This is a genomic window from Natronorubrum texcoconense, from assembly GCF_900100335.1.
Lineage (GTDB): Archaea > Halobacteriota > Halobacteria > Halobacteriales > Natrialbaceae > Natronorubrum > Natronorubrum texcoconense.
On the sequence record NZ_FNFE01000002.1, the window covers coordinates 433265 to 460204 of the forward strand.

Consider the following 26940-nt stretch of genomic DNA (forward strand, 5'->3'; position numbering starts at 1 on the left):
CCTTTGGGAGTCTTCCACACGCCCGGGAACTCCCTCCCGCGCCTATCGTACGGCCGCGAGAAGGACTCGTATGCAGTACTCCGACTCGAAGCAGGCACAGGAGCTCGCCGACCGCGCGCACGAACTGATGGAGGAGGTCGTTCTCCCGCTCGAGCGGGAGCGACCGGGCGGCATGGCCGTCTCGAGTGGCACCGTCGCGGATCTCCGCGAATCGGCCCGCGAGTACGGCGTCTACGCACCCCAGATCCCCGAAGCGTACGGCGGAATGGGGATGAGCTTCCGCGACGCGTTGCCCGTCTTCGAGGAGGCCGGCCGCAGCCTGCTCGGCGCCGCCGCGATGCGCGTCGACGCTCCGGACGAGGGCAACATGCACCTGCTGGAGCTCGCGGGCGACAACATTCAGAAGGAGACCTATCTCGAGCCCCTCGTCCAGGGAGAAATCACCTCCGGCTTCTCGATGACCGAACCGCTGCAGGGGGCCGGCTCGGATCCGAAGATGATCCAGACCACCGCCGAAAAACGCGAGGCGCAGGGCGCCTCGGAACGGAGCGGCATCGCCGCGGAGAAAGACTCCGCCGAGGAAACCTCGGCTACTCGAGACGGCGACGAGTGGGTCATCGACGGTCACAAGTGGTGGACGTCCAACGGCGTCGAGGCCGATATCCTCATCGTCCTCGCACGAACCGATCCGGACGCCCACCCCTACGAGGGCTGTTCGCTGTTTCTCGTCCCGTCCGATGCTGACGGCGTCGACGTCGTTCGCGACGTTCCCCACATGGGCGGCGGAACCCGCGGTACCTCCCACGCCGAAATCGTCTACGAAAACGTTCGCGTGCCGGAGGAACACCTGCTCGGCGAACTAAATCAGGGCTTTACTCACGCTCAGGAACGACTCGGCCCCGCTCGTCTCACCCACTGCATGCGCTTTTCGGGCATGGCCCAGCGCTCCCTCGAGATCGCGAAAGCGTACATCAGCGAGCGCGAGGGCTTCGGGTCGACGCTCTCGGACAAGCAGTCGCTGCGCTATCGGATCGCCGACGCCGAAACCAGACTGCACGTCGCCCGAACCGCGATCCGCGACGCGGCCGACCGAATCGACGCGGGCGAGGAAGCGCGCATCCCCGTCTCGATGTGCAAAGTCTTCACCGCGAACATCACGCAGGAGGCGATCGATCTCGCGGTCCAATGCTGTGGCGCCAATGGCATCGGAAAAGACCTCCCGCTCGCTGATTTCTACGAGGCCGTCCGTACGTTTCGGATTGTCGACGGTGCCGACGAAGTCCACCGGCGCGTCATCGCTCGCGACGCGTTCGAAGGCACACACGACGAAGAACTCGAGCCCTTGACCCGCTTCGGCGAGCCAAACACGCGGCGCGCCGACGGGCACTGACTCGCGGCTCACGATCGACGGACTGTCGCCGTTTCTCTCGACTCTCGTTTTTGACGGAGCGCTCGAGTCGGTCGATATCTGTTGGCTCGAGTACCTTCCTGACGGTTAGTCTCGAGAGTAAGAGGTCCGAGCGGCCGCTCGCGACGGATTACGGGCGTGGCGGGATTCGAACCACGGTCGTTCCGCTTCGCTCCACTCCCTGATTCGAATCCCGTTCCCGTCCGCTCCTCACGTCCGTTCGTCGCGGACGGGCGTGACGGGATTCGAACCCGCGATCAGAAGGTTAGGAACCTCCTGCCCTCTCCGCTAGGCCACACGCCCCGTCAGAAAAGCGTTAGTTCGATTCCGTTTCGGTCTCTTCCTCAGTGACCGGCTCCGTATCGACGAAGTCGTCGTCGTCGGAATCGGTGTCGAGTTCCCCTTCGGCCTTGGCGGCGGCGAACTCCTCCTCTTCACCCTCTTCGAACCCTGCTTCGCGCATCTCCTCGAGTTCGGTTTCAACCTTTTCACGACCCTTCTGGAACTCGCCCATGGCCTCACCAGTCGATCGGGCCAGCTTCGGGATCTTGTTCGCCCCGAAGAGCAGAATGGCGATGAAAAGGATGATCAGTAGTTCCGGACCCCCTGGAATAGGGGCAAACAGCGGTGCGATTTCGACTACCATCTCTATGCGTGGCTAGTCCGCTGGCAATTATAACCTTTTTGGACCACTTAGAAAAACAAGTATCGCCGAAAGTCCGTTTGAGAGCGGTTTTCGAGCTAATTGTACGCTCCTGTCCCTGGAATATAGCTCCAGTTTTCGAACTGACCCAACACGTCAGCTGGTCGCCGAGCGAAGCGACACACGGCAGTATCGACCGCGAAGCAGCAGATTCGGTCGACTCGAGGGCGAACGATTGGGACCAAGGTTGCGCCCGCGCCCACCAGTGATCCGTTCCGCGAACGAAACTGACTTTCCGAGTTATCGTCAATCTACGGCTGATGCCAGAAACCGGAGATGCTGCGCCCGACTTCACTGCACCGCTCGCAAACGGCGACGTCGACTCCTTCACCCTCTCGGAGCGCCTCGAGAGCGAGGCCCCGATCGTCCTCGCCTTTTTCCCCGGCGCGTTCACCAGCGTCTGTACGACCGAGATGTGTGCGTTCCAGGACCGACTCGCCTCGTTCAACGACCTCGACGCCAGCGTCTACGGCGTCAGCCGCGACTCGCCGTTCACGCTCAACGAGTTCCGCGACCAGAACGATCTCGAGTTCGGGCTCATCAGCGACTACAACAAGGAGATCATCGACGACTACGGCGTCGCGATGGACTTCGCCGACCTCGGGGTCTACGGCGTCGCCAAGCGCTCGGTGTTCGTCGTCGACGCCGACGGCGAAGTTACCTACGCGTGGGTCAGCGACGACCCCGGCGTCGAACCCGACTACGACGAAGTCGAGGCCGCCGTCGAAGACGCGGCCTGAGCGGATCGGTCGATCAGATCCGACGGCCCCGTATCGATCATCGAACTCACTCGTCGCAGGGCTTTTTTAGTCGGCAGCCGACGTTCGCGTATGAGCGATTCTGCAGGCGACGACGCCGGGCGACGTGTCTATCATCCTGATGCCGACCACCATTTCCCGGACGCGAAACTCAACCAGGTTCTCGAGTTCGTACAGACGGACGAGGAGATCCAGACCTATCTCGAGGCCCAGAACGTCAACGCGGTCGACCGGATGCAGTACAACGATCACGGCGCGAAACACATCGAGATCGTCCGTAACCGCGCGCTGTGTCTCTACGACCTCCTCAAAGCCGGCAACGTCGACTTCAACGGCGCGCGCCAGCAGGGCCTCGAGGAGGAAGACGAGTCGGTCATCATCGCGCTCGCGGCGACGCTCCACGATATCGGCCACGTCGTCCACCGCGACGAGCACGCCTACTACTCGATCCCCCTCGCGGCGGACGTGCTCGACCGCGTCCTCCCCGAGTTCTACGGCGTAGCCGAGACCGTCCGGATGAAAGGCGAAGTCCTCCACGCGATCCTCTGTCACCACCGAACCGAGACGCCGCTGACGACCGAGGCCGGCGTCATCCGCGTCGCCGACGCCCTCGACATGGAACGCGGGCGTTCGCGGATCCCCTACGAACACGGCGGCCGCGGGATCAACACGCTCTCGAGTCAAGCCATCAGCCACGTCACCCTGCAGGAGGGCGACAGCAGCCCCGTCATGGTCGAGATCGCCATGACCAACGCCGCCGGCGTCTATCAGGTCGACAATCTGTTGAAGGCGAAGCTTCAGGGCTCCGGCCTCGAGGATCAGATCCGAATCGTCGCGGTCAACACGAACGAGAACCGCGAGCAGTTGGTGGAGCGGATCGAGCTCTAAAGAACCAAACTTTTGCTCTGCGTGCGGTCGCTTCGCGACCACACTCGGCAAAACTTTGATGAAAAGCACTCCTCCTTCCGTTCTCTCGCTCGTTTCACTCGCTCGTTCACATCAGTCGTCGGCCCGCTCGTTCGCCCTACGGGCTCACTCGCGGTGACTATCGTTGGATTGCCTACCCTCCCCCGGATCGCGAAAGCGCCGCAGATCGCGGCGCTTCCGCTCTCGGCCGTCGAAATCGCACCCCATCAGAAACCATCGTTCGTGGCTCGAGTCAGGCGAGTTCGAATCCGGAATCCGTCCGCTTGAGGTACCCCCGCTCACGAAGCGTGCCGGTGATCGAAAGCACGGTGCCCTTCTTGACGTCGAGATCGTCACAGAGCCGCTCGGTCGTCGCGCCGTCGGTCGTCGCGACGTACAGGTAGACCAGCTTCGCCCGTGGTGACTCGAGCTCGTCTGGAACCGGTACCGTCGACTGGAGTCGTCCGTCTGGTTGCATACGCCAGCGTCTATTTTCGACGATATTAAAACTGAGTGTCGTCATCTGTCGAACTTGAACGGGGACAGAACCGCCCGGTCAGAGTCGGGGCGTCGGGGCCGAGTCAGAGCGTTTTTTGGTATCGACCGTCTCCTCAACGGTCATGAATCTCCAACTCATCCTGTTGGGACTGCTGACCGGGACGCTCACCGGTGCGTTCTTCGCGTTGTTCGACGTCCCGATCCCGGCACCGCCGGAGCTCCCGGGACTCATGGGAATCGTCGGTATCTATCTCGGCTACAAACTCGTCCAGCACCTGGGCGTCAGCGTCGACGTCTTCGAGTCGGTCGGCTTCTGACGAGAACAGTCACGTCGGTTGTCGAACAGGTTGTGGCGTGTGGTATCAGGGCGCAGCGTCGAGGTCCGCGGCGAACTCGCGGGCCCGCGCTCTGATCGCCGCGGCGTCCGCGACGCACACGTCGCCGTCTCGCATCAGAACGTCGCCGTCGACCATCGTGAACTGGACGTCGTCGCCGTGCGCGGCGAACACCAGGTGGGAAAGCACGTCGTGAATCGGCGTGGCGCGGGTGATATCGGTCTCGAGCCCGACGATATCCGCTTTCCACCCCTCGCGAAGCGCCCCGACCCGGTCGAACCCCGCCGCGCGCGCCCCGTTGATCGTCGCCATCTCGAACACCGTCTGCGCGGGAAGCGCCTGGGGCTCGAGCCGATCGACCTTCTGGAGCAGGCTGGCCTGACGCATCTCCGTGAACGGATCGAGCGTGTTGTTACACGGCGGGCCGTCGTTGCCCAGTCCGACGTTGATCCCCCGGTCCAGATAGTCGAGCACCGGAGCCACGCCGCTCGCGAGCTTCATGTTCGAGGACGGGCAGTAGGTGACGTGCGTTCCCGTCTCCGCGAGCAGTTCCCGCTCCGCTTCGTCCGTCCAGACGCAGTGGGCGAGCACGACGTCCTCGCCGGTCAGCCCGACCTCGTTGAGCCAGTGGATGTTTCGGCGTCCGGTCTCGTCCTCGACCGTCTGGATCTCGCCCCGGTTCTCGCTCGCGTGCGTGTGAATCCGCACGCCGTCGTAGGCGTCCGCGAGTTCCCGGCTGCCGCGGAGACACGCTTCCGTACAGCTCACGGCGAACCGCGGCGTCACGGCGTACTGAATGCGGCCGTCCTCGATCCCGTGGTATCGCTGAATCAGCCGTTCGCTCTCCGCGAGAGCCTCGTCGGTGTCCTCGAGCAGCCCCGGCGGCGCCTCTTTGTCCATCATCACCTTCCCGAGTCGGGCGCGGATACCGAGCTCTCGAGCGGCCTCGAACGCCTCTTCGGCGTGGGCGACCGAGAGGTGATCGACACAGCCCGTCGTCCCGCTCTCGATCATCTCGAGGTAGCCGAGTTCGGCCGCGGCTCTCATCGCCTCCGGCGAGAGCGACGCTTCCATCGGGAGGACGTACTCGAAGAGCCAGTCGAGGAGTTCGGTATCGTCGGCGATGCCGCGGCCGAGACTCTGGACGGAGTGGACGTGCGCGCCGACGGTGCCCGGCGCGAGGAGGTCGTACGAATCGCGCTCGTGGTCCGGATACCGCTCGAGACAGGTCGACCGATCGCCGACGGCGACGATGCGATCGTCCTCGACGACGACCGCTCCGTCGTGAATCACGGTCTCGGCGTCGACGACGACGGTTCCCGACAACAACATATCGAGACTCGATAACCGGCGGTGGCCCTTATCTCTGTGGATCTCAGGACGATCTGAACGACATCGACAGCTGCGAGAGGCCCCACGCGAGCGATATGAGTACGGCGAACGTGAGGTAGCCGACGCCGAGCGGCAGGAGAATCAACGGCAGGTAGTCGGCGAGGAGGTAGAACGCGACCGCGAGCACCGGAACGAGAACGAGATTCAGCCGGACGAATCGTTCGATACCCATTACGTGAGGGAAACTGGACTGGACATTTAGCCCTGCTGGTGTTGGTCGAGAACGCGGCCGTCGGTAGCTGGCCGTCGGAAAACGGTCCGCAGTGAGCCGTCAGTAGCTGCGGTCTTTCGGCTCGTAGGTCTTGTCCTCGCCCTCGAGGATGACCGGCCGGTAGAAGATCTTCGGCTCGCCCTCCTCCCAGGAGATGAGCGTGTGTTTGAGCCAGTTCTCGTCGTCGCGGATCTGGTTCTCCTGGCGCCAGTGGGCGCCGCGGAACTCGTTTCGCACGAGCGCGCCGAGCGCGATGGTCTCGGCGACGTCGATCAGGTTGCGCGTCTCGATGGTCTGCTGAAGGTCGGTGTTGAACGTGCGCGAGGGGTCGTCGACGTAGACGTCCTGGTACTCCTCGCGGCACTCGCGGATGAGTTTCAGCGCCTTCTTGACGCCCTCCTCGGTCCGGAAGACGTTCACGTAGTCCGTCATCGCGTTCTGGAGCTTCTGTCGGATCTCGGCGTGCTGGACGCCGGTATCCTTCTCCATCAGGTAGTCGACGTGCTCGCGGGCGCTTTCGACCTGACGCTCGAGGATGCCCTCGGCGTCAGCGGTCATTCCGCCGTCCGCAGCGACACCGCCGCTGCCGTCGAGACCGGCGCTACCGGGCTGGACGGGCAACTCGGTGTCGGTCTCGTCCTCGACATCGTCGCCGTACCCCGTCCGAATCTGGGGCTCGCCGAGGTCGTCGCCGGCGGCGTGGCGTCCGGCGCGCTTGCCGAAGACGATCAGTTCCGGCAGGGCGTTGCCGCCGAGTCGGTTGCCGCCGTGGACGGAGACGCAGGCGCACTCGCCGGCCGCGTAGAGCCCGTCGATGCAGGTCTGGCCGTTCTCGTCGACCTCGATGCCGCCCATCGCGTAGTGCTGGCCGGGTTTGACCGGCATCGGCTCGATGAGGCCGTCGACGCCCTCGAAATCCTCCGCGAGGTGGAGGATGTTCTCGAGGCGGTCCAGAATGCGCTCCTCGCCGAGGTGGCGCATGTCGAGGTGAACGTACTCGTCGTTGACGCCGCGACCCTCCTGGACCTCGGTCAGTTCGGCGCGCGCGACGACGTCGCGGGAGGCGAGTTCGCCGTCGTTGTTCGCGTAGCCGTGTTCGAACATGAACCGCTCGCCGTCGTTGTTGTAGAGGATCCCACCCTCACCGCGGACACCCTCACTGATGAGGACGCCCGTCGAGGGGAGGGAGGTCGGGTGGAACTGGATGAACTCCATGTCCTCGAGCGGCGCGCCCGCACGATACGCCATCGCGTGGCCGTCGCCGGTACAGGAGACGGCGTTCGTGGTGTGGTCGAAGGCCTGTCCGGGACCGCCGGTCGCGAGGATGACGCCGTCGTTCGCTTTGAAGCCCTCGACGTTGCCGGACTGGACGTCGTAGGCGACGACCCCGTGGCACTCGCGCTCGTTGGGGTCGTCCTCGTCGGTCGTCGCCAGATCCATGACGTACCACTCGTCGTAGACCTGAATGCCGCGTTTGACGACCTGCTCGTACATCACGTGCAGCAGGTGGTGGCCCGTCTCCGCGCCCGCGTAGGTGGTCCGCGGGAACGAGAGTCCGCCGAAGGGGCGCTGGGAGACGCGGCCGTCCTCCTCGCGGGAGAACGGCATACCCCAGTGCTCGAGCGTGATGGTGTCTTCGGGCGAGTCCTGCGTGAGGGTCTCGACCGCCGGGGCGTCGGCCAGGTAGTCCGACCCCTTCATCGTGTCGTAGGCGTGGAGTTCCCAATCGTCGCCCTCGCGGAGCGCGGCGTTGATTCCGCCCTCCGCTGCACCCGTGTGACTGCGAACCGGGTGGAGTTTCGAAACGAGTGCGACGTCCGCACCCGCCTCGTCCGCTGCGACCGCAGCACGGAGACCGGCGCCGCCGGCGCCGACCACGATAACGTCGTGTTCGTACATGTTACCAGAATTTCAGGTTTTTCTTGACCGCTTCCCGCTTGAGCTCCTGAATGTGCTCGGTGAGCGGGATGTCTTTCGGACACACCTCGGTACAGGAGAACTGGGTCTGGCAGCGCCAGACGCCGTGTTCCTGTTCGATGATGCGAAGTCGGTGCTCTTTGACCTCCTCGTCCTCGCGGTCGTCCATCGCGAAGCGGTAGGCCTTGTTGATCGCGGCCGGGCCGAGATACTCGTTGTCGCCCGCGGCGATGTTACACGAGGACATACACGCGCCACACCAGATACAGCGCGTGGACATCTTGATCTTCTCGCGGTTCTCTCGAGACTGGCGCTGTTCCTCTAAGTCGCCCGTCGGGAGGTCGTCCTGCTGGAGGTAGGGCTCGACGGTGTGCATCTGGTCGTAGAAGTGGTCCATATCGACGACCAGGTCCTTGACGACCTCTTGGTGGGGCAGCGGCTCGATTCGAACCGGGTGCTCGAGGTCGGCCATCTGCGTCTTACACCCGAGTCGCTGCTTGCCGTTGACGAAGAAGGCGTCGGAGCCACAGACGGCCTGCCGACAGGAGTGTCGGAACGTCAGCGACGAGTCGTAGTGGTCCCGCGCGTACATCACGGCGTCGAGGACCGTCATTCCCTTCTCGAAGGGGACGTGGAACTCGTCGAACCGGGGTTCTTGCTTGTCCGCGACTTCGGGGTCGTAGCGGAAGACCTTGATGAGGACCGTCTCCCCCTCGAGTTCGGTCTCGTCCGCCGTCGTCTGGTCGATCTCACCGGTTTCTTTCTCTTTCTCGTCGACCGGTGACTCGGCCCCCTTCATTTCGGGGTCTTTCGGTGTCTCCTGACTCTCCGGCTGTTCGGGTTCCTGTTGTTGAGTGCTCATACGATCTCCACCCCTGCCATAGCCATTGCAACGTAGATTCCCTGCACGATGAGTGCCACGCTCGCGATAACAAGCACCGCGAGCACGACCTTCTTCTGCGTTCCCTTCAGCCCCTGGTTGACCAGCGCGTTGTAGACGCCGTTGACGCCGTGGAACGTCCCGGCGATCAGGAACAGGACCATCGTCAGGAAGTAGCCGACGTTCTCCATGCGGGCCTGCGTGCCCGCAAACGTGACATCGGCCGCGTGATTCACGAAGTGGAGCTGGAAGAAGTGGAAAGCGAGAACGACGACCAGAAACGCCGCCGTGATCCGCTGAAGCAGCCATCCGGTGCCGCCCGGCGTGAACGAGGAGTATCGTTCCGCCATCAGAGCGTCACCCCGTCCAGGAAGGTGGGAACGCTCGCGACGGTGATGATCGCCGTCAGCACCAGCGAGGCGTAGAAACTCTTGTCCTGTGCGTCCAGCCCGACGCCGAGATCGACCATCAGCAGTCGAAGCCCGTTCAGAATGTGGAACACGGCTACGGCGAGGAGACCGACCTCGAGCACGCGGACGATGAACAGTGACTCGAGCCCCTGGATCGTCGTCGTGTAGATGTCATCGCCCGATGCAACCAGCGAGGCGTCGCCGCTCGCTGCGCCGACGGCTGTACTCAGCACGGCGATATGGGTGAACAGATAACCGATTAGCATCCACCCGGTGAACTTGTGGAAGATCCACGCCCACATGCCGGCCGAGAACTCCTTCCATCGGCCGAAGTCCTCGATGAGACCGCGATTGTAAGACTGACTCATACGCTCATGTGCACCGTTAGACCGCGGGGGTATAGAAGTTACTTTTATCGCTCCTGTCTTGTCTTCCGCGCGAACACGAGTGGGCAGAAACAAACCAGGTTCGGCGACCGGTCCCGAACGGGTTCGCGACTCGGGCGCTGAGATGTCAGACGAAATATGTCAGTGGACTACTCAGTCTGGCCGGCCGGCCGGAGATCCGACTGCGAACTCTCCGTCGTTCGCTCGCGCTCTAAGGCCGTTCGGGTGTCCGCCGAGAGCCCGACGAGATGGCACAGCGGGTTCCCCGGGTAGACCACCGGATTCTCGAGGACGCCAACGATGAGGCCGGTGAACGGGGCTTCGACGGTGACGATGTCGTCTTCCTCCTTGAACGGGTTCGTGATCGCACAGATCACCTCGCCCTCGCGGACGAACTCCCCGCGACCGCGTTTCATGTCGACGATCCCGCCGGCGTCGGCGCGAATCCAGGTCTTCTCGTTGTCGTCGTCGATCACGGTCCGCCACCCGGGCCAGTGGACGGAAGAATCCGGGTGAAGCCCGAACTCGGCGAGGACGCTCGCCACGCCGGTCAGCGCGCGATCGATCAGGCGGCGCTGGAACCGGTGGGCTTCGCCCATCTCCACGGTGATGGTCGGGACATCGGCCTGCGTCGCCTCCCGTCGGAGCGTTCCGGCGGGTCCTTCGCCGGCGATGATGACGTTCGAACTGAACGACTTCGCGAGGCGCTCGACGCTCGGCTTCTCGATGTTCGCTCGCACGTGCAGCATGTTGGTTCGCCCGCGAGTGGACGTATGAAAGTCGATTCCGAGATCGCAGGGCTCGATGAAGTTCGTGAAAATGCGGTGGGCCATCCGTCGGGCACTGGTCGATCCCTCACGGCCGGGGAACGACCGATTCAGGTCCCGGTCGTAGATCGGCAGGTAGCGTTCTTGGGCGAGAAAGCCCGGCACGTTCATCACCGGGAGACAGACCAGCGTGCCGTGGAGCATCGAGTGGTCCCAGTCGTGTGCGACCTCGCGGACGACCTCGATCCCGTTGAGTTCGTCCCCGTGGGCCGCCGCCGAGAGACAGACCGTCGGGCCGGGATGTTTGCCGTTGATGACCGTTACGGGGATCCGTACCGGATCGCCGAGGTACGTCTCACTGATGCCGTACCGGATGTTGGCCGACTCGCCGGGATCGACCCGGCCACCGTTGTACGTAAACGCCTCGGCTGGGTCGGACGAACCGTCGTCGGGCGGTTCGTCTCTCTCGTCGCTCATAGTAGTGTCTCCGCGGGAAGCAATGTGAATGTTCTCTTGTAGACCCGAGAGATCCATCCAGTCGGACGGACGCCGGCGACTACTTACCGTTCCCGCGGTATCAATGTTACCGAAAAACGCTCGTTCCGCGAACAGAAGACCGGGAAAAACTGACCCCGTGGGCATACGTTTTGTACGAGGGCATGGTACTATCGGCTATGGAGATTCGTGAAGCGACCGACGACGACATCGACGCCATCCGATCGATCGCCCACCGCTCACTCGAGTCGACCTACACCGATTTCCTCGACGAGGAAACCGTCGACGACGCAATCGAACAGTGGTACGGCGAGTCGTTCGCCGACGAACTCGCGGACGACCACTCGCTCGTCCTCGTGATCGAACGCGACGGAGAGGTCGTCGGCTTCTCTCAAAACGACCTGATCGGCCAGCGCTACGATACCGGGCGAATCCTGTGGCTCCACATCGACCCCGACGCCCGCGGCGGCGGGACGGGTGTCCGCCTGCTCGTTCGGACCCGCGAGAAACTACTGGAGAAGGGTGCCGACCACGTGCAGGCGCTCGTCCTCGAGGACAACGAGGGCGGTAACGAGTTCTACCAGGATCACGGCTTCGAACGGGCCGGCCAACGGGATGTCGAGATCGGTGACGAGACGTTCACGGAGAACGTCTACGCCGAAGGCAAGATCGGTGACGAGGGCTGGGGAGCCGTCGACGAACTCGAGATCGACGGCGAAACCGTCTACGTGAGCTACGGCGAAGCCGCTCGCGGCGAGAAGTCGCCGTTCTACGGCGCCTACGAGACCGAAGAGCAGGAGGAACTGTACGCCTGGTTCTGTGGGAACTGCGACTCGCTGGACAACACGATGGACACGATGGGCCGAATCGAGTGTAACGTCTGTGGCAACCGACGGAAAGCGACGCGCTGGGACGCGTCGTACCTCTAACCTGCCAGCGACGCGACTGCTCGGGTGAGAACGGTCTCCGAATCGTTCACGCGTCCGATCCGATACGCGCACGATCGAAGTACGGCGGGCTTACCGAATCGTTTACGCGTCCGCTTCCCTCCTCGAGCGGGAAACCGGTCCGGGCGGCACATCGCCGGCGTGTCAGGCGGTTGGTACTGTAGCTGAACGTTTCAGCGCAGGTATCGCGACCGTACGCTGTTTGTCTCCGCATTACAATTGCGGGATCAGTCCACCGAACAACTACGTCGGACCCGCCGGTCGCCGAAGCCACCACGTCGTCCAACGGATTTCGAATGAGTAGACAGGAGCACATCGTTCACGGGTTCAAGGCAACGCTCGTCGCTCGAGCAGTCTACATGCTCTCGAGCGCGCTGTTGATGTTCGTTCTGGCGCGGTATCTCCTCGATACCGACGGCTACGGAACGCTGTACTGGGTGATCGGCATCCTAGCGATAGTGCAGTTAGTCGCGGACCTCGGGATCGGGAAATCCGCCGCCCGGTACATCTCGGAGTACAGCGAGAAGGATCCGGGACAGATTCCCTACCTGATCACGTCGACGATCACGATCAAAATTATCGCGATCACGTTCGTCGTCTACCTCCTCTTGCTGTTTCACGAGCAGATCGCGACCGTGTTGGGCAACCCCGAAGCCGCGCCGTTTCTCGCGGCCGGCGTGATCTACGTCACCGTCTTCTCCTTCAGCGGCTTCACGCAAATCGCCTTCCAGGGGTTCAACAATCTCACCTACAGCGCCGGTGTACAGGCGCTCAGCGGGTTCGCACGGCTCATCTTCGCCGTCGGATTCGCCCTGATGGGACTGGGTGCGCTCGGCGCCTTCTTCGGCTACATCGTCGGCTACGCGATTTCGGCCGCCGTCGGGTTAGCACTGCTTTACTACACCTACTACGCGCCGTACGACTCCGCAGACTCGTACGAGGACGGTCTGTCGCGACGGCTCCTCGAGTACAGCGTGCCGCTGACGGCGACGCGCAGCGCGAACGTCGTCGACAAGCAGATCGACACCGTCCTCGTCGGCGTCTTCCTGACACCCACGGCGGTCGCGTTCTACACGATCGCCAAGCAGATCACCGACTTCGTGCTCTCGCCTGCGGAGGCGCTCGGCTTTACGATCTCGCCGAACTTCGGCGAGCAGAAGGCCTCCGGACAGCTCGCGGAGGCCCGTCAGATCTACGAGACGGCGCTGACGAATACGATGTTGTTGTACATCCCTGCGGCCGCCGGGCTGGCGATCGTCGCGGGTCCGTTCATCACGATGATCATCGGCGAGAACTACGCGGGTGCGGTGCCCGTCCTCCAGATCCTCGCCGGCTTCGTCGTGTTGCAGGCGATTACGAACCTAACCAGCGACAGTTTGGACTATCTCGGCCGCGCCCGCCATCGAGCGATCGCAAAGGGTGGGACGGCCGCGGCCAACTTCGGGCTAAATATCGTCCTCATCCCGACGATGGGTGTTGTCGGCGCCGCAGCGGCGACGGTCGCCACGCACACGGTGTACGTCGCGGTAAACCTGTACATCGTCCACCTGGAGCTCGACCTCAACCTCCTGGCCCTCGCCCGTTCGGTCGGGCTGATCTGTGCCATCACGGGCGTGATGGCCCTCGCCGTGTTGGTCGTGATGCCGATGGTCTCGAGCATCGCGGTCCTGTTCGGTGCGATCGCACTCGGTGCGGCCACGTGGGCCGTCCTCGCCGTCGCGAGCGGACTGGTCGATCCGGGGGAAGTCCGAGCAGCAATTTCGTGAGAATTTCTCGGAAAGTCGAACAGAAACCAGCTATATCGGCCACCTGCCGTCGTTCGATGACAGTATACTTTTCCCGCACCTCATCGTCTACGCTAGTATGGCTGTCGACGATCCTGTCACCGTTGGAGTATTAAGTCTACACACGAGCAAGGAGACGAAGGCGATTTTGAACGCCGTCGAAGGGCTCGGTCACGAGACCGAGTGGCTCCGTTCCGAAAATACGTCGATCAGCGTGACCGACGGCAGCGTCGTCTTAGAACCCGACGTCGACGTCATCGCGAATCGAATGCTCCTGTCGAACACTGAACAGCCCGCCGAGGAGCTCGGGCTGGCGAACACCTTCGCACAGCTGGTTCCGACGCTGAACGAACCGTCGACGGTGCTGACGGCGATCCACAAACTCGCGACGGCGACGACGCTCGCGGCCAACGACGTGCGAACGCCCGACGTCACCCTCGCGCTGAGCAGCGAGAAGCTGAACGCCGCCCGCAAGCAGTACGGTGAGGAGGCCGTCTACAAGACGGCGATCGGGACCCACGGCGGCGGGACGTGGAAGGTCAGCGGTGACGATCCGGTCAACGCCAAAGTCGGTAACCGATACGCCTTCCTGCAGGAACTCATCGACCGAGACGACGATCGTCACTTCGACGCTCGCGTCTACGTCGTCGACGGCGAGATCATCAGCGCGATGTACCGCTACGCGCCGGAGAACGACTGGCGAACGAACGTCGCCCTCGGCGGCGACGTCGAGGATGCGACCGACGACCTCCCCGAAGAAGCGCGGGATATGGCCCGTCGAGCGTCCACCGCGATCGGCCTCGACTACGCCGGCGTCGACCTCGTCGAGGGCGACGAGGGCTGGTTCGTCCTCGAGGTCAACCCGACGGCCGGATTCAAGGGACTCTACGAGGCGACGCACGTGAGTCCCGCGCCGTACATCGCCAAGCTCGCGATCGAAGAGGCAGGTGGGGAGGTCGACGACGACCGCGTCCGCGACCTCGCGAACGTCCTCGACGACTCCCGACCGACGGCCCAGCCCGTCGAGGCGACGTCGCCGGATGCGGAGTCCGCCATCATCGGTTACACCGAAGAGGTCGTTCTGTCGGGAACCAGCGGCTCGAAATCCGTTCTCGCGAAGTCCGACACCGGCGCGACGCGGACGAGCATCGACACGAGTCTCGCGGCCGACATCGGGGCCGGCCCGATCAAATCCATCACGCGCATCCGCTCGGGCAGCAGCAAGACGGCCAAGAGCCGGCCCGTCGTCGACGTCGTCGTCGGCGTCGGCGGCAACCAGCACACCGTCACCGCGAGCGTCGAAGACCGCAGCCACATGGACTACCCCGTCATCCTCGGCCGGGATATCCTCGGAAACTACCAGGTCGACGTCGGTCGGCGAGCCGACAAGGACGTCCCCGACACGCCCGAAGAAGAGGAGTAATCGGACGAGACTCGGCGACTCCGGTGGGCTCTCGACGACCGACGACATCCGTCTCGAGTGGTCGCCAAGCAGTATCTCGCTTTTCGGTGTTCGAACACAACTCGAGTGGGTCAACAGTTATCGGTCTAAAACACGAATAGGGTAGCGAAGGAGAGGCACCATCGGGACCGAAACCGATCGCAGGCCACTGACGACGAGGACGGCTGAGTTTCTCGGATAACGATGGATCTCAGCGGTCGTACAGAGACACTTCCGAAAAGGTTTATGAAAATGAAAAATAAGTTGTGCCACAGCGAAGGCTAACTTCTCGCATTAGGAAATCTTAATACGGAAAAGACACAATCTCCCGATGATGACCAAGTCAAACCAAGACTGGTGGCCGAACCAGTTGAACGTGGACCTTCTCGATCAGAACGTCCCAACGTCCAATCCGATGGACGAGGACTTCGACTACGCCGAGGAGTTCGAGAAACTCGATCTCGACGAAGTGAAAGCGGACATCGCGGACGTTATGACGACGTCCCAGGACTGGTGGCCGGCCGACTACGGCAACTACGGACCGCTGTTCATTCGAATGGCGTGGCACAGCGCTGGGACGTACCGAACCAGCGACGGTCGCGGTGGCGCGGCCGGCGGTCGACAGCGCTTTGCACCCCTCAACAGCTGGCCCGACAACGCGAATCTCGACAAGGCACGCCGAGTGCTCTGGCCGGTCAAACAGAAGTACGGTCGCAAGCTCTCGTGGGCCGACCTGATCGTCCTGGCCGGAAACGTCGCCCTCGAGGAAATGGGATTCGAGACGTTCGGCTTCGCCGGCGGGCGCGAAGACGAGTACAAGCCCGACGACGCCGTCGACTGGGGTCCCGAAGACGAGTGGGAAGCGTCCGACCGCTTCGACGAGGAAGATTCCCTCGAGGGGGGGCTCGCCGCCACCGTGATGGGCCTCATCTACGTGAATCCGGAGGGTCCGAACGGTGAGCCGGATCCGGAGTGGTCGGCGGAACGGATCCGACACTCGTTCGGTGAGATGGCGATGAACGACGAAGAGACGGCCGCGCTCATCGCCGGCGGCCACACCTTCGGGAAGGTCCACGGCGCCGACGACCCCGACGAGCACGTCGGCCCGGAGCCCGAGGCAGCGCCGATCGACCAGCAAGGTCTCGGTTGGGAGAGCAGTCACGGCTCCGGGAAGGGGGCCGACACGATCACCAGCGGGATCGAAGGACCGTGGAACACCACGCCGACCCAGTGGGACACCAGCTACCTCGACAACCTGCTCGAACACGAGTGGGAGCCCGAGAAGGGTCCCGGCGGTGCCTGGCAGTGGACCACGAAGAGCGGCGAACTCAACGAGGCCGCACCGGGTGCCGAAGACCCGTCGGAGAAAGAGGACGTGATGATGCTGACGACAGACGTCGCCCTGAAGCGAGATCCCGAGTATCGGGAGATCATCGAGCGGTTCCAGGAGAACCCGATGGAGTTCGGGATGGCCTTCGCGAAAGCGTGGTACAAGCTGATCCACCGCGACATGGGGCCGAAAGAGCGGCTCCTCGGTCCGGAGGTTCCCGAGGAGGAGATGCTGTGGCAAGACCCCATCCCCGACGCCGACTACGACCTGATCGGCGACGAGGAGATCGACGAGCTCAAGGCCGAACTGCTCGACTCGGAGCTCTCGACCACCCAGCTCGTCAAGACGGCCTGGGCGGCGGCGTCGACGTACCGCGACAGCGACAAGCGCGGCGGTGCCAACGGCGCTCGTATCCGCCTCGAGCCCCAGCGGAGCTGGGAAGTCAACGAGCCCGACCAGCTCGAGACGGTGCTGTCGACCTACGAAACGATTCAGGAGGAGTTCAACGGCTCGCGATCCGACGACGTGCGAGTTTCGCTGGCCGACCTGATCGTGCTGGGCGGCAACGCGGCCGTCGAGCAGGCCGCGGCCGATGCCGGCTACGACGTCGAGGTGCCGTTCGAACCGGGCCGTACCGACGCTTCACAGGAACAGACCGACGTCGACTCCTTCGGGGCGCTCAAGCCCGAAGCCGACGGGTTCCGCAACTACCTCTCGGACGAGGCCGACCGATCCCAGGAGGAGCTGTTGGTCGACAAGGCGGACCTCCTCGATCTGACGGCACCCGAGATGACGGTGCTGGTCGGCGGTATGCGAGCGCTCGGCGCGAACTATCAGGACTCCGACCTCGGCGTCCTCACCGACCGACCGGGGACGCTGACCAACGACTTCTTCGTGAACCTGCTCGACATGGGGTACGAGTGGGACGCGTCCGACGAGAGCCAGGACATTATGGGCTGGGAAGCGGCCGCGGACTCCGAAGAGGACCAAGGGCAGGTCTTCGACATTCGCGACCGCGAGACCGGCGACGTCGAGTGGACGGCGACCCGCGCTGACCTCATCTTCGGCTCGAACGCCCGACTTCGAGCCATCGCGGACGTCTACGCGTCCGACGACGCGGAGGAGAAGTTCGTCCGCGACTTCGTCGACACGTGGAGCAAGGTCATGAAACTCGACCGCTTCGACCTCGAGTAACGACTCGAGCCGTCGACACCGGTCTCTCTGTCACCTCTTCTTTGCGGCCGTCGCGTCACGCAGTCGTGATCGCCCAGCGTCGTCACTCGACGTGTTCGTCGTCGCCTCGGTGCTGGATGATGACCTCGTCGTCGGTGATCTCGTTGATCTCGGAGCTCTCGACGGGGTAGTCGTCGTCGCCGTGGCCGCCCCAGTTCAGCCGCGCTTTGAGCCGGTCGGTCAGCCCCGGTTCGGGGTCGATGTAGGCGGTCTGACCCTCGACCTCCGCGACGATGCCGATCTGTTCGCCCCGCTCGTCGACGACGTCTTTCCCCTGATCGTCTTCGGAGAGTTCGACAGCTCCCGCACCGGTACCGCTCTCGACTTCGACGTCGGGTTCGGTATCGTCCGCCGCGGCACCAGCGCTCGCACCGGTACCAGCGCCGGCCTCGGCCGTCGTCTCCATCGCGCCGTACTCCTCGACGTCGATGATCTCGCCCTCGATGAGGTCGCTACCGATAACCTCCGACTCGAGCAGTTCGGTCTCCTCGAGCGCAAAGCGCATCCGGCTTCGTTCGTCGATCTGCTCCTCGATGGTGCGGCGCTCGAGCAGTTCGCTCCGGACGGTGTCGCCCTCGCCCCGCTTGCTCTGGATGACCTCTCGGTCGACGACCTCGTCGGCGGCGACGTCCGTCTGCACGACGTCGCTGTCGAGGATCGATCGCTGGACGCTCTCGAGTTCGATATTCGTCTTGACCTCGTCTCGTTCGAGCTGATCGTGCTGCTCGACGTCGACGTCGACCACCCGACTCTCGATCGTGTAGCGCTCGACCTCTTCGATCGTCTCGATGCGGGACTCGTCGGTCGTCACCTCGATGAGGTCGGCGTTGACGAACTCGGTGTCGACGATCTCTCGCGAGAGGAGTTCGGAGTCGACGACGGTGCGCTCGGCGAGTTCGGTGTCGACGACTTCGCTCTCGATCGTATCGCGTTCGACGACTTCGGTCTCGACGACCTGCGTCTCGACGATCTCGGTCGTCACGGTCTCGCCCTCCCGAAGCTGGTCTTCGAGCTCGCTCCGGCCGAGGTCGGCGCGCTCGAACGCCGCCTCGCGCTCGACGATCTCGAAGTGGCCCAGCCCCTCGCCGGTGGGTTCGTCCTCGTGGTAGACGAACACCAGATTCTCGTCGTCGAACGTCTCGACGAACTCGTCCCAGGTGTACTCCTCGTGGCGCTCCTCGAGGTGGCCCTGCCGGGCGAACGAGTGGCCGTGATCGTCGCTATCACGAACCGTGACGGGGACGGCGTCGCGGGCTTCCGCCCACTCGCGGATCCGTTCGGGATCGGTGGTTATTCGTCGCTGTTCGGGGCCGTCGTCTACGGGTGGTTCGTTTGCCATCTCGTTTCCGAACCCACCCGGATCGCACTTGAGTCGGTATGGCCGTCTCGTCGGTCAGTATCTCGTTTCTCGAGACGCCCCGTTCAGACTGTATCGTCGGGGACGTAATCGTCCGTTGTCCACCCGGGACGTCCGAACCTCGGGACGGAGATCGGCGACAGTAACGGATTACCGCAGCTGACCGGCCGAACCCGCCGCGACCGGCGACCGTTTCACTCCGTTTCTCCTCGGAAACTCGTGTTTGTACGTCGATCGCTGTGGTATTCGTGACCCGCACCGGAGCCCGCTACGCCGATTCGTACTCGGCCCAGATGTACCGCGTCGCGACGCTTCGGTACGGCCGCCACGCCTCGGCGATCTCGCGCATCTCCGCCCGCGTCAGCTCCTCGTCACCGTTCCCGTACAGCTGTTCGATACCGCGGCGAACGGCGAGATCGCCGAGGGGGAGAACGTCCGGACGCTCGAGGACGAACAGGAGGTACATGCGGGCCGTCCAGTCGCCGATCCCCTTGATTTCGGTGAGCAGATCCATCACGTCGTCGTTCGAGTGGTCGGCCAGCCCCTCCCTCGTGTAATCCCCCTCCTGAAACGCGCGGGCCGCGTTTCGGACGTACTCGATTTTCTGTCGCGAGAGTCCGGCCGACCGAAGGGCGTCGTCCGCCGCTTCGAGGACGGTTTCGGGCGTCACGTCGCCGTCTAACAGCTCGAAGAATCGCTCTCGAACGGCGGCCGCGCTCGCCGTCGACAGCTGCTGGTTGATGATCGAAATACAGAGCCGTTCGAACTCGCTCCAGTTCGGTTCAATGTACGGATCGTGTCGCTCGACGAGTTTCGCCATCACGGGGTCCTGCCGGAGAACCGGCTCGGCGTCTGCTAACATCTGTGTGGTTCGAATGAGAGGTGGCGAGGCGCCAAAGGCGTCTCGGTGACGATCACCGATCGGCAGAACCCGATCGACGGTCGCCCCGTTATTCGAGGTGGTGATAGTCGAGTTCGTGATCCTCGTCGAGGGCCGCTCGGACCGCATCCGACGGGTCGGCGACGCCGCGTCGCCGGATTCTGAGGCCGCCCTCGTCGGCCGAAAGGACGAGGTTCGCTCGCCAGTCCGAGTCGGTCTCGGGGAAGTCGGTCCGGTAGTGAGCACCTCTGGATTCGGTTCGCTCGAGTGCGGTTCGGAGCATCGTCTCCGCGACGGTGAGGCTGAACGAGAGGTCGACCGCGTACTCGAACGAGCGGGACGTTCGATCGCCGTCGACGCGGAGGTCGGCGGTCCGCGCTCGGAGTTCGGCGACGGCCGAAAGCCCCTCGCGGAGCGACTCTTCGTCGCGGAGGATGCCGGCGGTCTCCCACAGCACGTCGCCGAGTTCCTCGAGGAGTTCGACCGGGCGAACGCTGCCCTCGGCCGCAGCGAGGTCGTCGAGCGCTCGAAACTCCCGTTCGGCGAGGGCCTGTTGGGCGCTGGTCACGGTAGGCACGCGGTCCCTGCTGGTAACCGCGTTCACCACGTGCTCGCCGACGACTTTGCCCACGGCGACGGTCTCCGCCAGGGAGTTGCCGCCGAGACGGTTCGCGCCGTGGACGCCTGCGACGGTCTCGCCGACGGCGTACAGGCCCTCGACGCCCGTCTCGCCGGTTCGGAAGTCGATGTCGACGCCGCCCATCGTGTAGTGGGCGGTCGGCGCAACCTCCATCGGCTCCCTCGTGATGTCCACGCCGAGTCCCTCGAAGCGCTCGACCATCGTCGGCAGTCGGTCGCGGATGTAGTCGGGGTCGCGGTGGGAGATATCGAGGTAGACGCCGCCGTGGTCCGTGCCGCGACCTTCCCGCACCTCCTGTGCGATCGCTCGCGCGACGACGTCCCGCGCGTCGAGTTCCATCTGGGTCGGCGAGTAGCGTTCCATGAACCGCTCGCCCTCCGAATTGTACAGCCGTCCGCCCTCGCCGCGGACCGCCTCGGTCACGAGTCTGCCGTCCCACTCCTCGCCGTAGCGTTCGCCGACCATCCCTGTCGGGTGGAACTGGACGAACTCGAGGTCGACCAATCGAGCGCCCGCCTCGAGGGCCAGCGCCTGGCCGTCGCCGTTGTTCTCGTCGCCTCGCGAGGAGTGGCGGTGGTACAGCGCCGAGAAGCCGCCCGCGGCGAGCACGACGTGGTTCGTCCGGAACAGCAGCCCCTCGCCGGTCTCCATGTCGAACCCCACGGCGCCGTCGACGCGGGTGCCGTCGGAGAGCAGCCGGGTGATCATCACGTTGTCGCGGTAGGGGATCTCGAGCGCCTGTGCGCGGTCGATTAGCGTCTCGAGCATGGCCTCGCCGGTTCGGTCGCCGACGAAGCAGGTTCGGCGCGAGGACTGCGCGCCGAAGTAGCGCTGGTTGATCGCGCCGTCCTCGGTTCGATCGAACGGCATCCCCCACTCTGCGAGTTCGTGGATGCGGTCCGGCATGTGCTTCGCGGTCAGTTCGACGGCTTCGGGGTCGTTCAGGTGGTGGCCCTCGTTCAGCGTGTCCGCGGCGTGGATCGTCCAGTCGTCCTCGTCGAGCGAGCCGAGTGCGGCGTTGATGCCGCCCGCAGCCCACGTGGTGTGAGCGTCGCCGTGGTCTCGCTTCCCGATGACGAGCGGCTCGAGGCCCGACTCGGCGAGTTCGATCGCAACCCGTGCACCTGCGGCACCCGCACCAATGACGAGGACGGGGGTCGTGACGGTGTCGTACTCGATCTCGCGATCGGTGTCACCGCCGTTACGGGTGTTGATTCGGCCGTCGACGCCGGCGTCGTCGGTCGTCGGTACACCGTGGTCGGTCGGCGGTATTTTTGTCATCGATATAAGAGAAGGGGCGACGGGGAATAAGCCGACCACCAAACCATGCAGCCCGCGAAAGCGGTCGAGCGCGCACGCTCAGTCCGGGGATTTAGTAAGCTACATCGGCTACGTTCGGACGGATGCAACCGGTCGTCCATCTCGCCGTCGGCTACCTCTGTTATGCAGCCTACACGCGATGGCAACACGGTCGCGAGCCAGCCGATCTGCCCGCGCTCGTCGCCGTCTTCGCGGCCGGGCTCGCGGACTTCATCGACAAGCCGCTCGAGGCGGCGGGCGTCGTCCCGGTCGGCCGAACCATCGGCCACTCGCTGCTGTTCGTAGTTCCACTGGTCCTCCTCGTCTGGGTCGTCGCGAGCCGTCGGGACCGACGGTCCCTCGGCGTGGCCTTCGCGATCGGCTATCTCTCACACATCGCGACGGACGTGCCGTGGCACGTCCTCTCGGGCGATTTCGACGAACTCGGCTTTCTCCTCTGGCCGGTGACGGAGATGCCCGCGTACACGGGGGTCAAACCCCTCGGAATCGTCGGCGGGGTCGAGATCACGACGCTGTGGCTCGAGGCTGTAATCCTCGCCGCCGCCGTGGCTCTGTGGTGGATGGACGGGCGACCCGGCGTCGATCTGTTCCGTCCCAGCCGCAGAACGTGACAAACGGTGGAACTGACCGCTCGGTTGGGGAAATATCATAACCGCCGCGTCCGTTGGTTGTGGTATGAGTCCCGAAGAGAGACAAACCGTCGAAGACGTCATGTCATCCCCATTAGAGACCGTTTCGAAGGACGCGACGGTCGTGGAGGCCGTCCAGCAGATGCGTGAAAAGAATATCAACGCGTTGGTCGTCCCGACGACGCCACGGGCGATCATCAGCAGTACGGACGTCCTCGACGCCGTCGCCGACGGTCAGGACATCACGGAGCTGACGGTCGCAGACGTGATGACGACCGACGTCGAAACGGTCGCGCCGGATCTCTACATGGAGGAAGTCGCCGCGATGATGACCACGTACGGTATCAAACATCTCCCCGTCGTCGACGACGACTACGTCGGGATGGTGTCGTCGACAGACGTCACAGCGCACCTCTCGTAAGTCGGCCGTCCGCTCGATTCGCGCGCCGGAACGCTTTTCAGCAAATTCGATCGATCAGTGACCACCGTCGCCGCGCCCCTCGAGTCCCTCGGGCGTCTCGGGTTCGACGTTCGCCAGCCGCATCGCGTTGCCCGTCACGCCGAGGCTCATTCCCATGTCGCCGATGACGACCGCGTGGATCACCGTCACGATCCCGAACGGAGCACCAACCGCGAGGACGGCCTTGACGGCCAGACTCGACCAGACGTTCTGACGGATCACGCCGTTGGCCGTTCCGGAGAGTTCGAAGAGATAGGGGAGCCGAGTGAGATCGTCGCCCATCAGCGCGACGTCGGCGGTCTCGAGGGCCGTGTCGGTCCCCGCCGCACCCATCGCGATGCCGACGCTGGCGGTCGCGAGCGCCGGCGCGTCGTTGATACCGTCGCCGACCATGGCGACGTGGCCGTCGCCGCCGTTGCCCACACCCGCCTCGTCCGCTAACCGTCGGATCCACTCGAGTTTCTCGTCGGGCAGGAGCTCGGCGTGGTACTCGTCGATCCCGACCTCGCTCGCGATCGCGCGGGCGGTCCCCTCGTTGTCGCCGGTGAGCATGACGACGCGAACGCCCTGATCCTGGAGCCGTGAGACGGCCCACTTCGCTTCGGGCCGAACCCTGTCCGCGACGCCGATGACGCCGAGCGGTCGCTCTTCGGTGCCGACGATCACGACGGTCTTCCCCTCGGCCTGGAGGTCGGGGACGACCTCGCTGAGCACGTCCAGACAGCCCGCCCGGTCGCACTGGGACGAACCACTGTAACCCATCTCGGCGAGTGCCACGCCGCCGTCGGTCGTCGCGTGGGCGTGCTCGAGATCCGCGAGTCCGTCGAACAGGCCCGGTTTCCCGACGTAGTGTGTCGTCCCGTCGATCTCGGCGCGGACACCCTTGCCCGTCAGCGCCTCGAAGTTCGAAACATCGGATTCGGTCCCGTCCTCGCCGTCGGCCGCGATGCCCTGCTCGTCGGCGTAGCCGACGATCGCCTGCCCGATCGGGTGTTCGCTCCGTCGCTCGAGCGCACTCGCTCGGCGGAGCAGGTCGTCCTCGTCGGTGCCCTCGAGCGGGATCACGTCGGTGACCGTCAGATCGCCTTCCGTCAGCGTCCCCGTCTTGTCCACCGCGAGGACGTCGCTGTCGCCGACGGCCTCGAGGTGTTTGCCGCCCTTGATCAGGACGCCGTTGCGCGCCGCGCTCGTGATCCCCGAGACGACGCTGACCGGCGTCGAGATGACCAGCGCGCAGGGACAGGAGATCACGAGCAGCGTCAGCCCGACGACGAACCAGTAGCTCCAGGACGCGCCGAACAGCAGGGGCGGCACGACCACAGCTGCCACTGCGAGCACGACCACGATCGGCGTGTAGACGCTCGCGAAGCGGTCGATGAACTGTTCACGCTCGGTCTTCTCCCGCTCGGCGTCTTCGACCATCCGGACGATCCGCGCGATGGTGGAGTCGTCGGCTTCGCTTTCGACCTCGACCTCGAGATACCCCGACTCTGGGATCGTCCCGGCGAAGACCTCGGCCCCTGCGGCCTTGTCCACGGGCACGCTCTCGCCCGTGATCGGCGACTGGTCGATCGCGCTCTCGCCTTCCAGTACGACGCCGTCGGCCGGAATCTTCTCACCCGGTCGCACGATGACCGTGTCGCCGACCACGAGTTCGTCCGCGGGAATCGTCTCCTCGGTGCCGTCCTCTCGACGAACGGTCGCGGTATCCGGGGAGAGATCCATCAGTTCTCGTAGCGAGTCCCGGGCGCGGTCCATCGAGAACCGCTCGAGCAGTTCCGCGACGCTGAACAGAACCGCGAGTATGGCCCCTTCGAAGGGGTGGTGGGCCGCCACGCTGGCGACGATCCCGAGGCTCATCAGGAAGTCGATGTCGAGGCTCCGATTGCGCGCCGAGTAGTAGCCGTTGCGGAGGATCGGCGTCCCCGCGACGACCACGGCCGCGATGAACAGCAGATGCGAGAGTTCGTAGGTTCGGCCCGCGACGGCCCCCAGCGCTGGATCGAGGGCCGGGAAGACGAACTCGAGGGCCATCCCGACCGTCACGAGCACGGCGCCGATCGCGGTGCCGACGGCGCGGCGGCTCTTCCAGACGGCCGCTCGATCGGCGAGCGAGTCGCCGTCGTCGTCGATCGGCGACGCGTCGTAACCGGCGCTCTCGATCGCATCGATGACGGCCGTCGATTCGAGGCCATCGTCGACCGTCACGGTCACGCGACCCGAGGCGGGGCGCGTCTCGATGTCGTCGACGCCGTCGGTTCGCTCGAGGGCGTTCTCGACCTTGTTCGCACAGGAGGCACAGTCCATGTCGGGGACCGAAAACGTGCGCTCGTCGGCCGAGGATTCGATCTCGTAGCCCGCCGCACGCACGCGCTCGCGAATCTCGGACTCGCCGGTCAGCGTCGGATCGTAGTCGACGACGAGGCGGCCGCTGGTCACCCGTGGCTCGATGTCGTCGATGCCGTCGAGTCGTCCAACGCTGTTCTCGACCTTCCCGGCACAGGTGGGACAGTCCATGTCGGGAACGCGAAGTTCGAGGGTCCGACTCGAGTCCGGCGGCGTAGATGGGGAGGGGGTATCGCTCATTATCTGTTCATAGTCGCCGGGCCAACATACGGGTTATTTGGCGTGCGCCAACTCGCGACTCGTTCCGGGACAGCTCCGACTCTCGTATCGGCGTCTCAGCGTTCGAATCAGCGAACCATCGAGGGTCCAGGCGTTATTTGCCCCTGATTGACGTACCCTCCTCGATGGCAACACGCGTCAGGCTCGACGATTGGGAAGCGGCGGTCGACGAACTGCGCCGGTTCGGTAAACCCGGAGAGGTGACGACCGGCGACGACTGGATTCGGCTCGACTTCGGCTCCGCACAGGTCGAGGTAACACAAGGGGGGCGCGTCAGCACGGGTATGGCACTCCACGAGTTCGAACGAGAGGGGGAGGTCGAGCTTCTGGTGGACCACGACGAGGGGACGCTCGCGATCGAGACCGACGACGTGGGCTACACGTTCAGAAGACCTGGGGGGTGAACGAACCGCGAGCGACGATCCGTCCCCCGGCGACCGTTAGCGGCTCGCCGACAGCGCCTCGAGCGAGTCGTCCTCGTCGACGAACGTCGTCGCGAGGCTGGCTTCGGCCCGGCGAAGTCGGTAGGAAAGCGTCGACCGAGGGATCTCGAGCCGCTCGGCGAGGTCGGAGAGTTCGATCCGGCGCGGCGTCTCGTAGTAGCCGTGGTCGACGGCCGCGCGCAACGCCTCTCGCTGTTCGTCCGGCAACTCGTCTGCGGGTTCGGGATGGCTGCGATCCGGGTCGAGTTCGGTCAGCCGCAGCATCTCCATTCCCGTACACTCGCCGACCTCCTCGCCCAGCGCGTCGAAGAAGTCGTGAATCGGCGCGTCGCTCGCGAGGACGATCCGCCACCGGTAGCGCCGGCCCTCGCGGTAGGTTTCGAAGAGGAGTCCCTCGCCGAGGTACTCGAGGGCGACGTGGGGAACCGACGTACAGACCTTAGTTCGATCCCAGTAGGTGTAGACGACCAGCGTGTCGTTCGACCGGTCGAGCACCTGCACCTCACAATCCGCGCCGCAGTCGTCTTTCACGAGACAGTCGGCGAAGAAGTCCGCCGTCTCGTAGGCTTCCTCGAGGGCCTCGAGCGCCTCGCTCGACCCTTCGGCGTGGTCGACCCGCCAGAGGCTGTCCGCCGTGACGTGACACGACAGCGAGCGGATCGACGCGTCGGGGTAGTCCGCGAGCACGTCGGCGACCGGGTTCGTCCCCGATTCGTACTCGAGGGCGAAGACGAATTCTCTCATTAGCCCTACAGAGGGGGGCACACGCCAAAGGGGTTTCTCGA

Annotated in this window: 25 protein-coding genes and 1 tRNA gene; 11 read left to right on the forward strand and 15 right to left on the reverse strand. The window is 64.4% G+C overall.

Annotated elements, in window-relative coordinates; all coding sequences use genetic code 11:
- Positions 1-70 precede the first annotated feature (70 nt).
- A complete protein-coding gene (locus BLT08_RS08385; protein ID WP_090304867.1) occupies positions 71-1390 on the forward strand; it encodes an acyl-CoA dehydrogenase family protein in 1320 nt (439 codons plus the stop codon).
- A 248-nt stretch (positions 1391-1638) separates the two neighbouring features.
- Here BLT08_RS08385 and BLT08_RS08390 read toward each other — a convergent pair.
- Both BLT08_RS08390 and tatA read right to left on the reverse strand, forming a co-directional pair.
- Positions 1639-1711: transfer RNA gene (locus BLT08_RS08390), tRNA-Arg, on the reverse strand.
- 13 nt (positions 1712-1724) lie between these two features.
- The gene (gene tatA / locus BLT08_RS08395; protein ID WP_090304869.1) at positions 1725-2054 is read right to left on the reverse strand and encodes a twin-arginine translocase TatA/TatE family subunit; all 330 of its coding nucleotides are present in this window, start codon (positions 2052-2054) and stop codon (positions 1725-1727) included.
- 317 nt (positions 2055-2371) lie between these two features.
- Here tatA and BLT08_RS08400 point away from each other — a divergent pair, with 317 nt between their 5' ends.
- Positions 2372-2851 carry a redoxin domain-containing protein gene (locus tag BLT08_RS08400; RefSeq protein ID WP_090304871.1) on the forward strand — a complete coding sequence of 160 codons (480 nt, stop codon included), beginning with the start codon at positions 2372-2374 and terminating at the stop codon, positions 2849-2851.
- A 90-nt stretch (positions 2852-2941) separates the two neighbouring features.
- A complete protein-coding gene (locus BLT08_RS08405; RefSeq protein WP_090304873.1) occupies positions 2942-3757 on the forward strand; it encodes an HD domain-containing protein in 816 nt (271 codons plus the stop codon).
- 271 nt (positions 3758-4028) lie between these two features.
- Here BLT08_RS08405 and BLT08_RS08410 read toward each other — a convergent pair whose 3' ends face one another.
- A complete protein-coding gene (locus BLT08_RS08410) occupies positions 4029-4253 on the reverse strand; it encodes a MarR family transcriptional regulator (RefSeq protein ID WP_090304875.1) in 225 nt (74 codons plus the stop codon).
- 142 nt (positions 4254-4395) lie between these two features.
- On the opposite strand from BLT08_RS08410, the gene BLT08_RS08415 reads away from it, so the two are divergent.
- Entirely contained in the window at positions 4396-4590 is a 195-nt protein-coding gene (locus BLT08_RS08415; RefSeq protein WP_090304878.1) for a XapX domain-containing protein, read from the forward strand.
- A 45-nt stretch (positions 4591-4635) separates the two neighbouring features.
- On the opposite strand, the gene BLT08_RS08420 is transcribed toward BLT08_RS08415, so the two are convergent.
- From BLT08_RS08420 to BLT08_RS08450, 7 genes are all read right to left on the reverse strand, one after another.
- Positions 4636-5940 (reverse strand): 5'-deoxyadenosine deaminase, encoded by a 1305-nt coding sequence (locus BLT08_RS08420; protein WP_090304880.1) that lies wholly within the window; start codon positions 5938-5940, stop codon positions 4636-4638.
- Between the two features lie 43 nt (positions 5941-5983).
- The gene (locus BLT08_RS08425; protein WP_090304882.1) at positions 5984-6172 is read right to left on the reverse strand and encodes a hypothetical protein; all 189 of its coding nucleotides are present in this window, start codon (positions 6170-6172) and stop codon (positions 5984-5986) included.
- Between the two features lie 99 nt (positions 6173-6271).
- On the reverse strand, positions 6272-8110 hold the full coding sequence (locus BLT08_RS08430; RefSeq protein ID WP_090304884.1) for an FAD-binding protein: 1839 nt from the start codon (positions 8108-8110) through the stop codon (positions 6272-6274).
- Position 8111: 1 nt separating this feature from the next.
- Positions 8112-8990, reverse strand: coding sequence for a succinate dehydrogenase/fumarate reductase iron-sulfur subunit (locus tag BLT08_RS08435; protein WP_090304886.1), 879 nt, complete (start codon positions 8988-8990; stop codon positions 8112-8114).
- Positions 8987-9358 (reverse strand): succinate dehydrogenase hydrophobic membrane anchor subunit, encoded by a 372-nt coding sequence (locus tag BLT08_RS08440; protein ID WP_090304888.1) that lies wholly within the window; start codon positions 9356-9358, stop codon positions 8987-8989. The genes BLT08_RS08435 and BLT08_RS08440 overlap by 4 nt, the downstream gene beginning before the upstream one ends.
- A complete protein-coding gene (sdhC, locus tag BLT08_RS08445) occupies positions 9358-9786 on the reverse strand; it encodes a succinate dehydrogenase, cytochrome b556 subunit (RefSeq protein ID WP_090304890.1) in 429 nt (142 codons plus the stop codon). The genes BLT08_RS08440 and sdhC overlap by 1 nt, the downstream gene beginning before the upstream one ends.
- A gap of 167 nt (positions 9787-9953) precedes the next feature.
- Positions 9954-11048: a succinylglutamate desuccinylase/aspartoacylase family protein gene (locus BLT08_RS08450; protein WP_090304893.1), complete on the reverse strand. Its 1095-nt coding sequence runs from the start codon at positions 11046-11048 to the stop codon at positions 9954-9956.
- Positions 11049-11245: 197 nt separating this feature from the next.
- Between BLT08_RS08450 and BLT08_RS08455 the strand changes: the two genes are divergently transcribed.
- The 4 genes from BLT08_RS08455 to katG all read left to right on the forward strand — a co-directional run bounded on the left by BLT08_RS08455 (position 11246) and on the right by katG (position 17762).
- Positions 11246-11995, forward strand: coding sequence for a GNAT family N-acetyltransferase (locus BLT08_RS08455; protein WP_090304895.1), 750 nt, complete (start codon positions 11246-11248; stop codon positions 11993-11995).
- Between the two features lie 314 nt (positions 11996-12309).
- Positions 12310-13779 (forward strand): oligosaccharide flippase family protein, encoded by a 1470-nt coding sequence (locus BLT08_RS08460; protein WP_090304897.1) that lies wholly within the window; start codon positions 12310-12312, stop codon positions 13777-13779.
- 97 nt (positions 13780-13876) lie between these two features.
- Positions 13877-15220, forward strand: coding sequence for a RimK family alpha-L-glutamate ligase (locus BLT08_RS08465; protein WP_090304900.1), 1344 nt, complete (start codon positions 13877-13879; stop codon positions 15218-15220).
- A gap of 352 nt (positions 15221-15572) precedes the next feature.
- Positions 15573-17762, forward strand: a complete 2190-nt coding sequence (gene katG / locus BLT08_RS08470; RefSeq protein WP_090306103.1) for a catalase/peroxidase HPI — start codon at positions 15573-15575, stop codon at positions 17760-17762.
- Positions 17763-17844: 82 nt separating this feature from the next.
- On the opposite strand, the gene BLT08_RS08475 is transcribed toward katG, so the two are convergent.
- The 3 genes from BLT08_RS08475 to BLT08_RS08485 all read right to left on the reverse strand — a co-directional run bounded on the left by BLT08_RS08475 (position 17845) and on the right by BLT08_RS08485 (position 21959).
- A complete protein-coding gene (locus BLT08_RS08475; protein ID WP_090304902.1) occupies positions 17845-19140 on the reverse strand; it encodes a hypothetical protein in 1296 nt (431 codons plus the stop codon).
- A 286-nt stretch (positions 19141-19426) separates the two neighbouring features.
- On the reverse strand, positions 19427-20020 hold the full coding sequence (locus BLT08_RS08480; RefSeq protein ID WP_090304904.1) for a DNA-3-methyladenine glycosylase family protein: 594 nt from the start codon (positions 20018-20020) through the stop codon (positions 19427-19429).
- Between the two features lie 88 nt (positions 20021-20108).
- Positions 20109-21959 carry an L-aspartate oxidase gene (locus BLT08_RS08485; protein WP_090304906.1) on the reverse strand — a complete coding sequence of 617 codons (1851 nt, stop codon included), beginning with the start codon at positions 21957-21959 and terminating at the stop codon, positions 20109-20111.
- A 122-nt stretch (positions 21960-22081) separates the two neighbouring features.
- Between BLT08_RS08485 and BLT08_RS08490 the strand changes: the two genes are divergently transcribed.
- Together BLT08_RS08490 and BLT08_RS08495 are read left to right on the forward strand one after the other, a co-directional pair.
- Complete coding sequence (locus BLT08_RS08490; protein WP_090304908.1) at positions 22082-22609, forward strand: metal-dependent hydrolase; 528 nt, start codon at positions 22082-22084, stop codon at positions 22607-22609.
- 64 nt (positions 22610-22673) lie between these two features.
- Positions 22674-23048, forward strand: a complete 375-nt coding sequence (locus BLT08_RS08495) for a CBS domain-containing protein (RefSeq protein WP_245724180.1) — start codon at positions 22674-22676, stop codon at positions 23046-23048.
- A 54-nt stretch (positions 23049-23102) separates the two neighbouring features.
- Here BLT08_RS08495 and BLT08_RS08500 read toward each other — a convergent pair whose 3' ends face one another.
- Positions 23103-25673: a heavy metal translocating P-type ATPase gene (locus BLT08_RS08500; protein ID WP_090304924.1), complete on the reverse strand. Its 2571-nt coding sequence runs from the start codon at positions 25671-25673 to the stop codon at positions 23103-23105.
- 164 nt (positions 25674-25837) lie between these two features.
- Between BLT08_RS08500 and BLT08_RS08505 the strand changes: the two genes are divergently transcribed.
- Entirely contained in the window at positions 25838-26116 is a 279-nt protein-coding gene (locus BLT08_RS08505) for a hypothetical protein (RefSeq protein WP_090304926.1), read from the forward strand.
- 36 nt (positions 26117-26152) lie between these two features.
- Here the strand turns inward: BLT08_RS08505 and BLT08_RS08510 are convergent, their stop codons facing one another.
- On the reverse strand, positions 26153-26899 hold the full coding sequence (locus BLT08_RS08510) for a helix-turn-helix domain-containing protein (protein WP_090304928.1): 747 nt from the start codon (positions 26897-26899) through the stop codon (positions 26153-26155).
- Positions 26900-26940: the final 41 nt, after the last annotated feature.

Bases quoted from the DNA above. Each gene is read 5' to 3' on its own strand.
- BLT08_RS08465 (WP_090304900.1), top strand. From the start codon at position 13,877: ATGGCTGTCGACGATCCTGTCACCGTTGGAGTATTAAGTCTACACACG.
- BLT08_RS08495 (WP_245724180.1), top strand. From the start codon at position 22,674: ATGAGTCCCGAAGAGAGACAAACCGTCGAAGACGTCATGTCATCCCCA.
- BLT08_RS08455 (WP_090304895.1), top strand. From the start codon at position 11,246: ATGGAGATTCGTGAAGCGACCGACGACGACATCGACGCCATCCGATCG.
- BLT08_RS08510 (WP_090304928.1), bottom strand. From the start codon at position 26,899: ATGAGAGAATTCGTCTTCGCCCTCGAGTACGAATCGGGGACGAACCCG.
- katG (WP_090306103.1), top strand. From the start codon at position 15,573: ATGACCAAGTCAAACCAAGACTGGTGGCCGAACCAGTTGAACGTGGAC.
- BLT08_RS08425 (WP_090304882.1), bottom strand. From the start codon at position 6,172: ATGGGTATCGAACGATTCGTCCGGCTGAATCTCGTTCTCGTTCCGGTG.
- BLT08_RS08480 (WP_090304904.1), bottom strand. From the start codon at position 20,020: ATGTTAGCAGACGCCGAGCCGGTTCTCCGGCAGGACCCCGTGATGGCG.
- BLT08_RS08385 (WP_090304867.1), top strand. From the start codon at position 71: ATGCAGTACTCCGACTCGAAGCAGGCACAGGAGCTCGCCGACCGCGCG.
- tatA (WP_090304869.1), bottom strand. From the start codon at position 2,054: ATGGTAGTCGAAATCGCACCGCTGTTTGCCCCTATTCCAGGGGGTCCG.
- BLT08_RS08400 (WP_090304871.1), top strand. From the start codon at position 2,372: ATGCCAGAAACCGGAGATGCTGCGCCCGACTTCACTGCACCGCTCGCA.
- BLT08_RS08430 (WP_090304884.1), bottom strand. From the start codon at position 8,110: ATGTACGAACACGACGTTATCGTGGTCGGCGCCGGCGGCGCCGGTCTC.
- BLT08_RS08490 (WP_090304908.1), top strand. From the start codon at position 22,082: ATGCAACCGGTCGTCCATCTCGCCGTCGGCTACCTCTGTTATGCAGCC.
- BLT08_RS08415 (WP_090304878.1), top strand. From the start codon at position 4,396: ATGAATCTCCAACTCATCCTGTTGGGACTGCTGACCGGGACGCTCACC.
- BLT08_RS08410 (WP_090304875.1), bottom strand. From the start codon at position 4,253: ATGCAACCAGACGGACGACTCCAGTCGACGGTACCGGTTCCAGACGAG.
- BLT08_RS08440 (WP_090304888.1), bottom strand. From the start codon at position 9,358: ATGGCGGAACGATACTCCTCGTTCACGCCGGGCGGCACCGGATGGCTG.
- BLT08_RS08485 (WP_090304906.1), bottom strand. From the start codon at position 21,959: ATGACAAAAATACCGCCGACCGACCACGGTGTACCGACGACCGACGAC.
- BLT08_RS08460 (WP_090304897.1), top strand. From the start codon at position 12,310: ATGAGTAGACAGGAGCACATCGTTCACGGGTTCAAGGCAACGCTCGTC.
- BLT08_RS08500 (WP_090304924.1), bottom strand. From the start codon at position 25,673: ATGAGCGATACCCCCTCCCCATCTACGCCGCCGGACTCGAGTCGGACC.
- BLT08_RS08450 (WP_090304893.1), bottom strand. From the start codon at position 11,048: ATGAGCGACGAGAGAGACGAACCGCCCGACGACGGTTCGTCCGACCCA.
- BLT08_RS08405 (WP_090304873.1), top strand. From the start codon at position 2,942: ATGAGCGATTCTGCAGGCGACGACGCCGGGCGACGTGTCTATCATCCT.
- BLT08_RS08475 (WP_090304902.1), bottom strand. From the start codon at position 19,140: ATGGCAAACGAACCACCCGTAGACGACGGCCCCGAACAGCGACGAATA.
- BLT08_RS08420 (WP_090304880.1), bottom strand. From the start codon at position 5,940: ATGTTGTTGTCGGGAACCGTCGTCGTCGACGCCGAGACCGTGATTCAC.
- BLT08_RS08435 (WP_090304886.1), bottom strand. From the start codon at position 8,990: ATGAGCACTCAACAACAGGAACCCGAACAGCCGGAGAGTCAGGAGACA.
- sdhC (WP_090304890.1), bottom strand. From the start codon at position 9,786: ATGAGTCAGTCTTACAATCGCGGTCTCATCGAGGACTTCGGCCGATGG.
- BLT08_RS08505 (WP_090304926.1), top strand. From the start codon at position 25,838: ATGGCAACACGCGTCAGGCTCGACGATTGGGAAGCGGCGGTCGACGAA.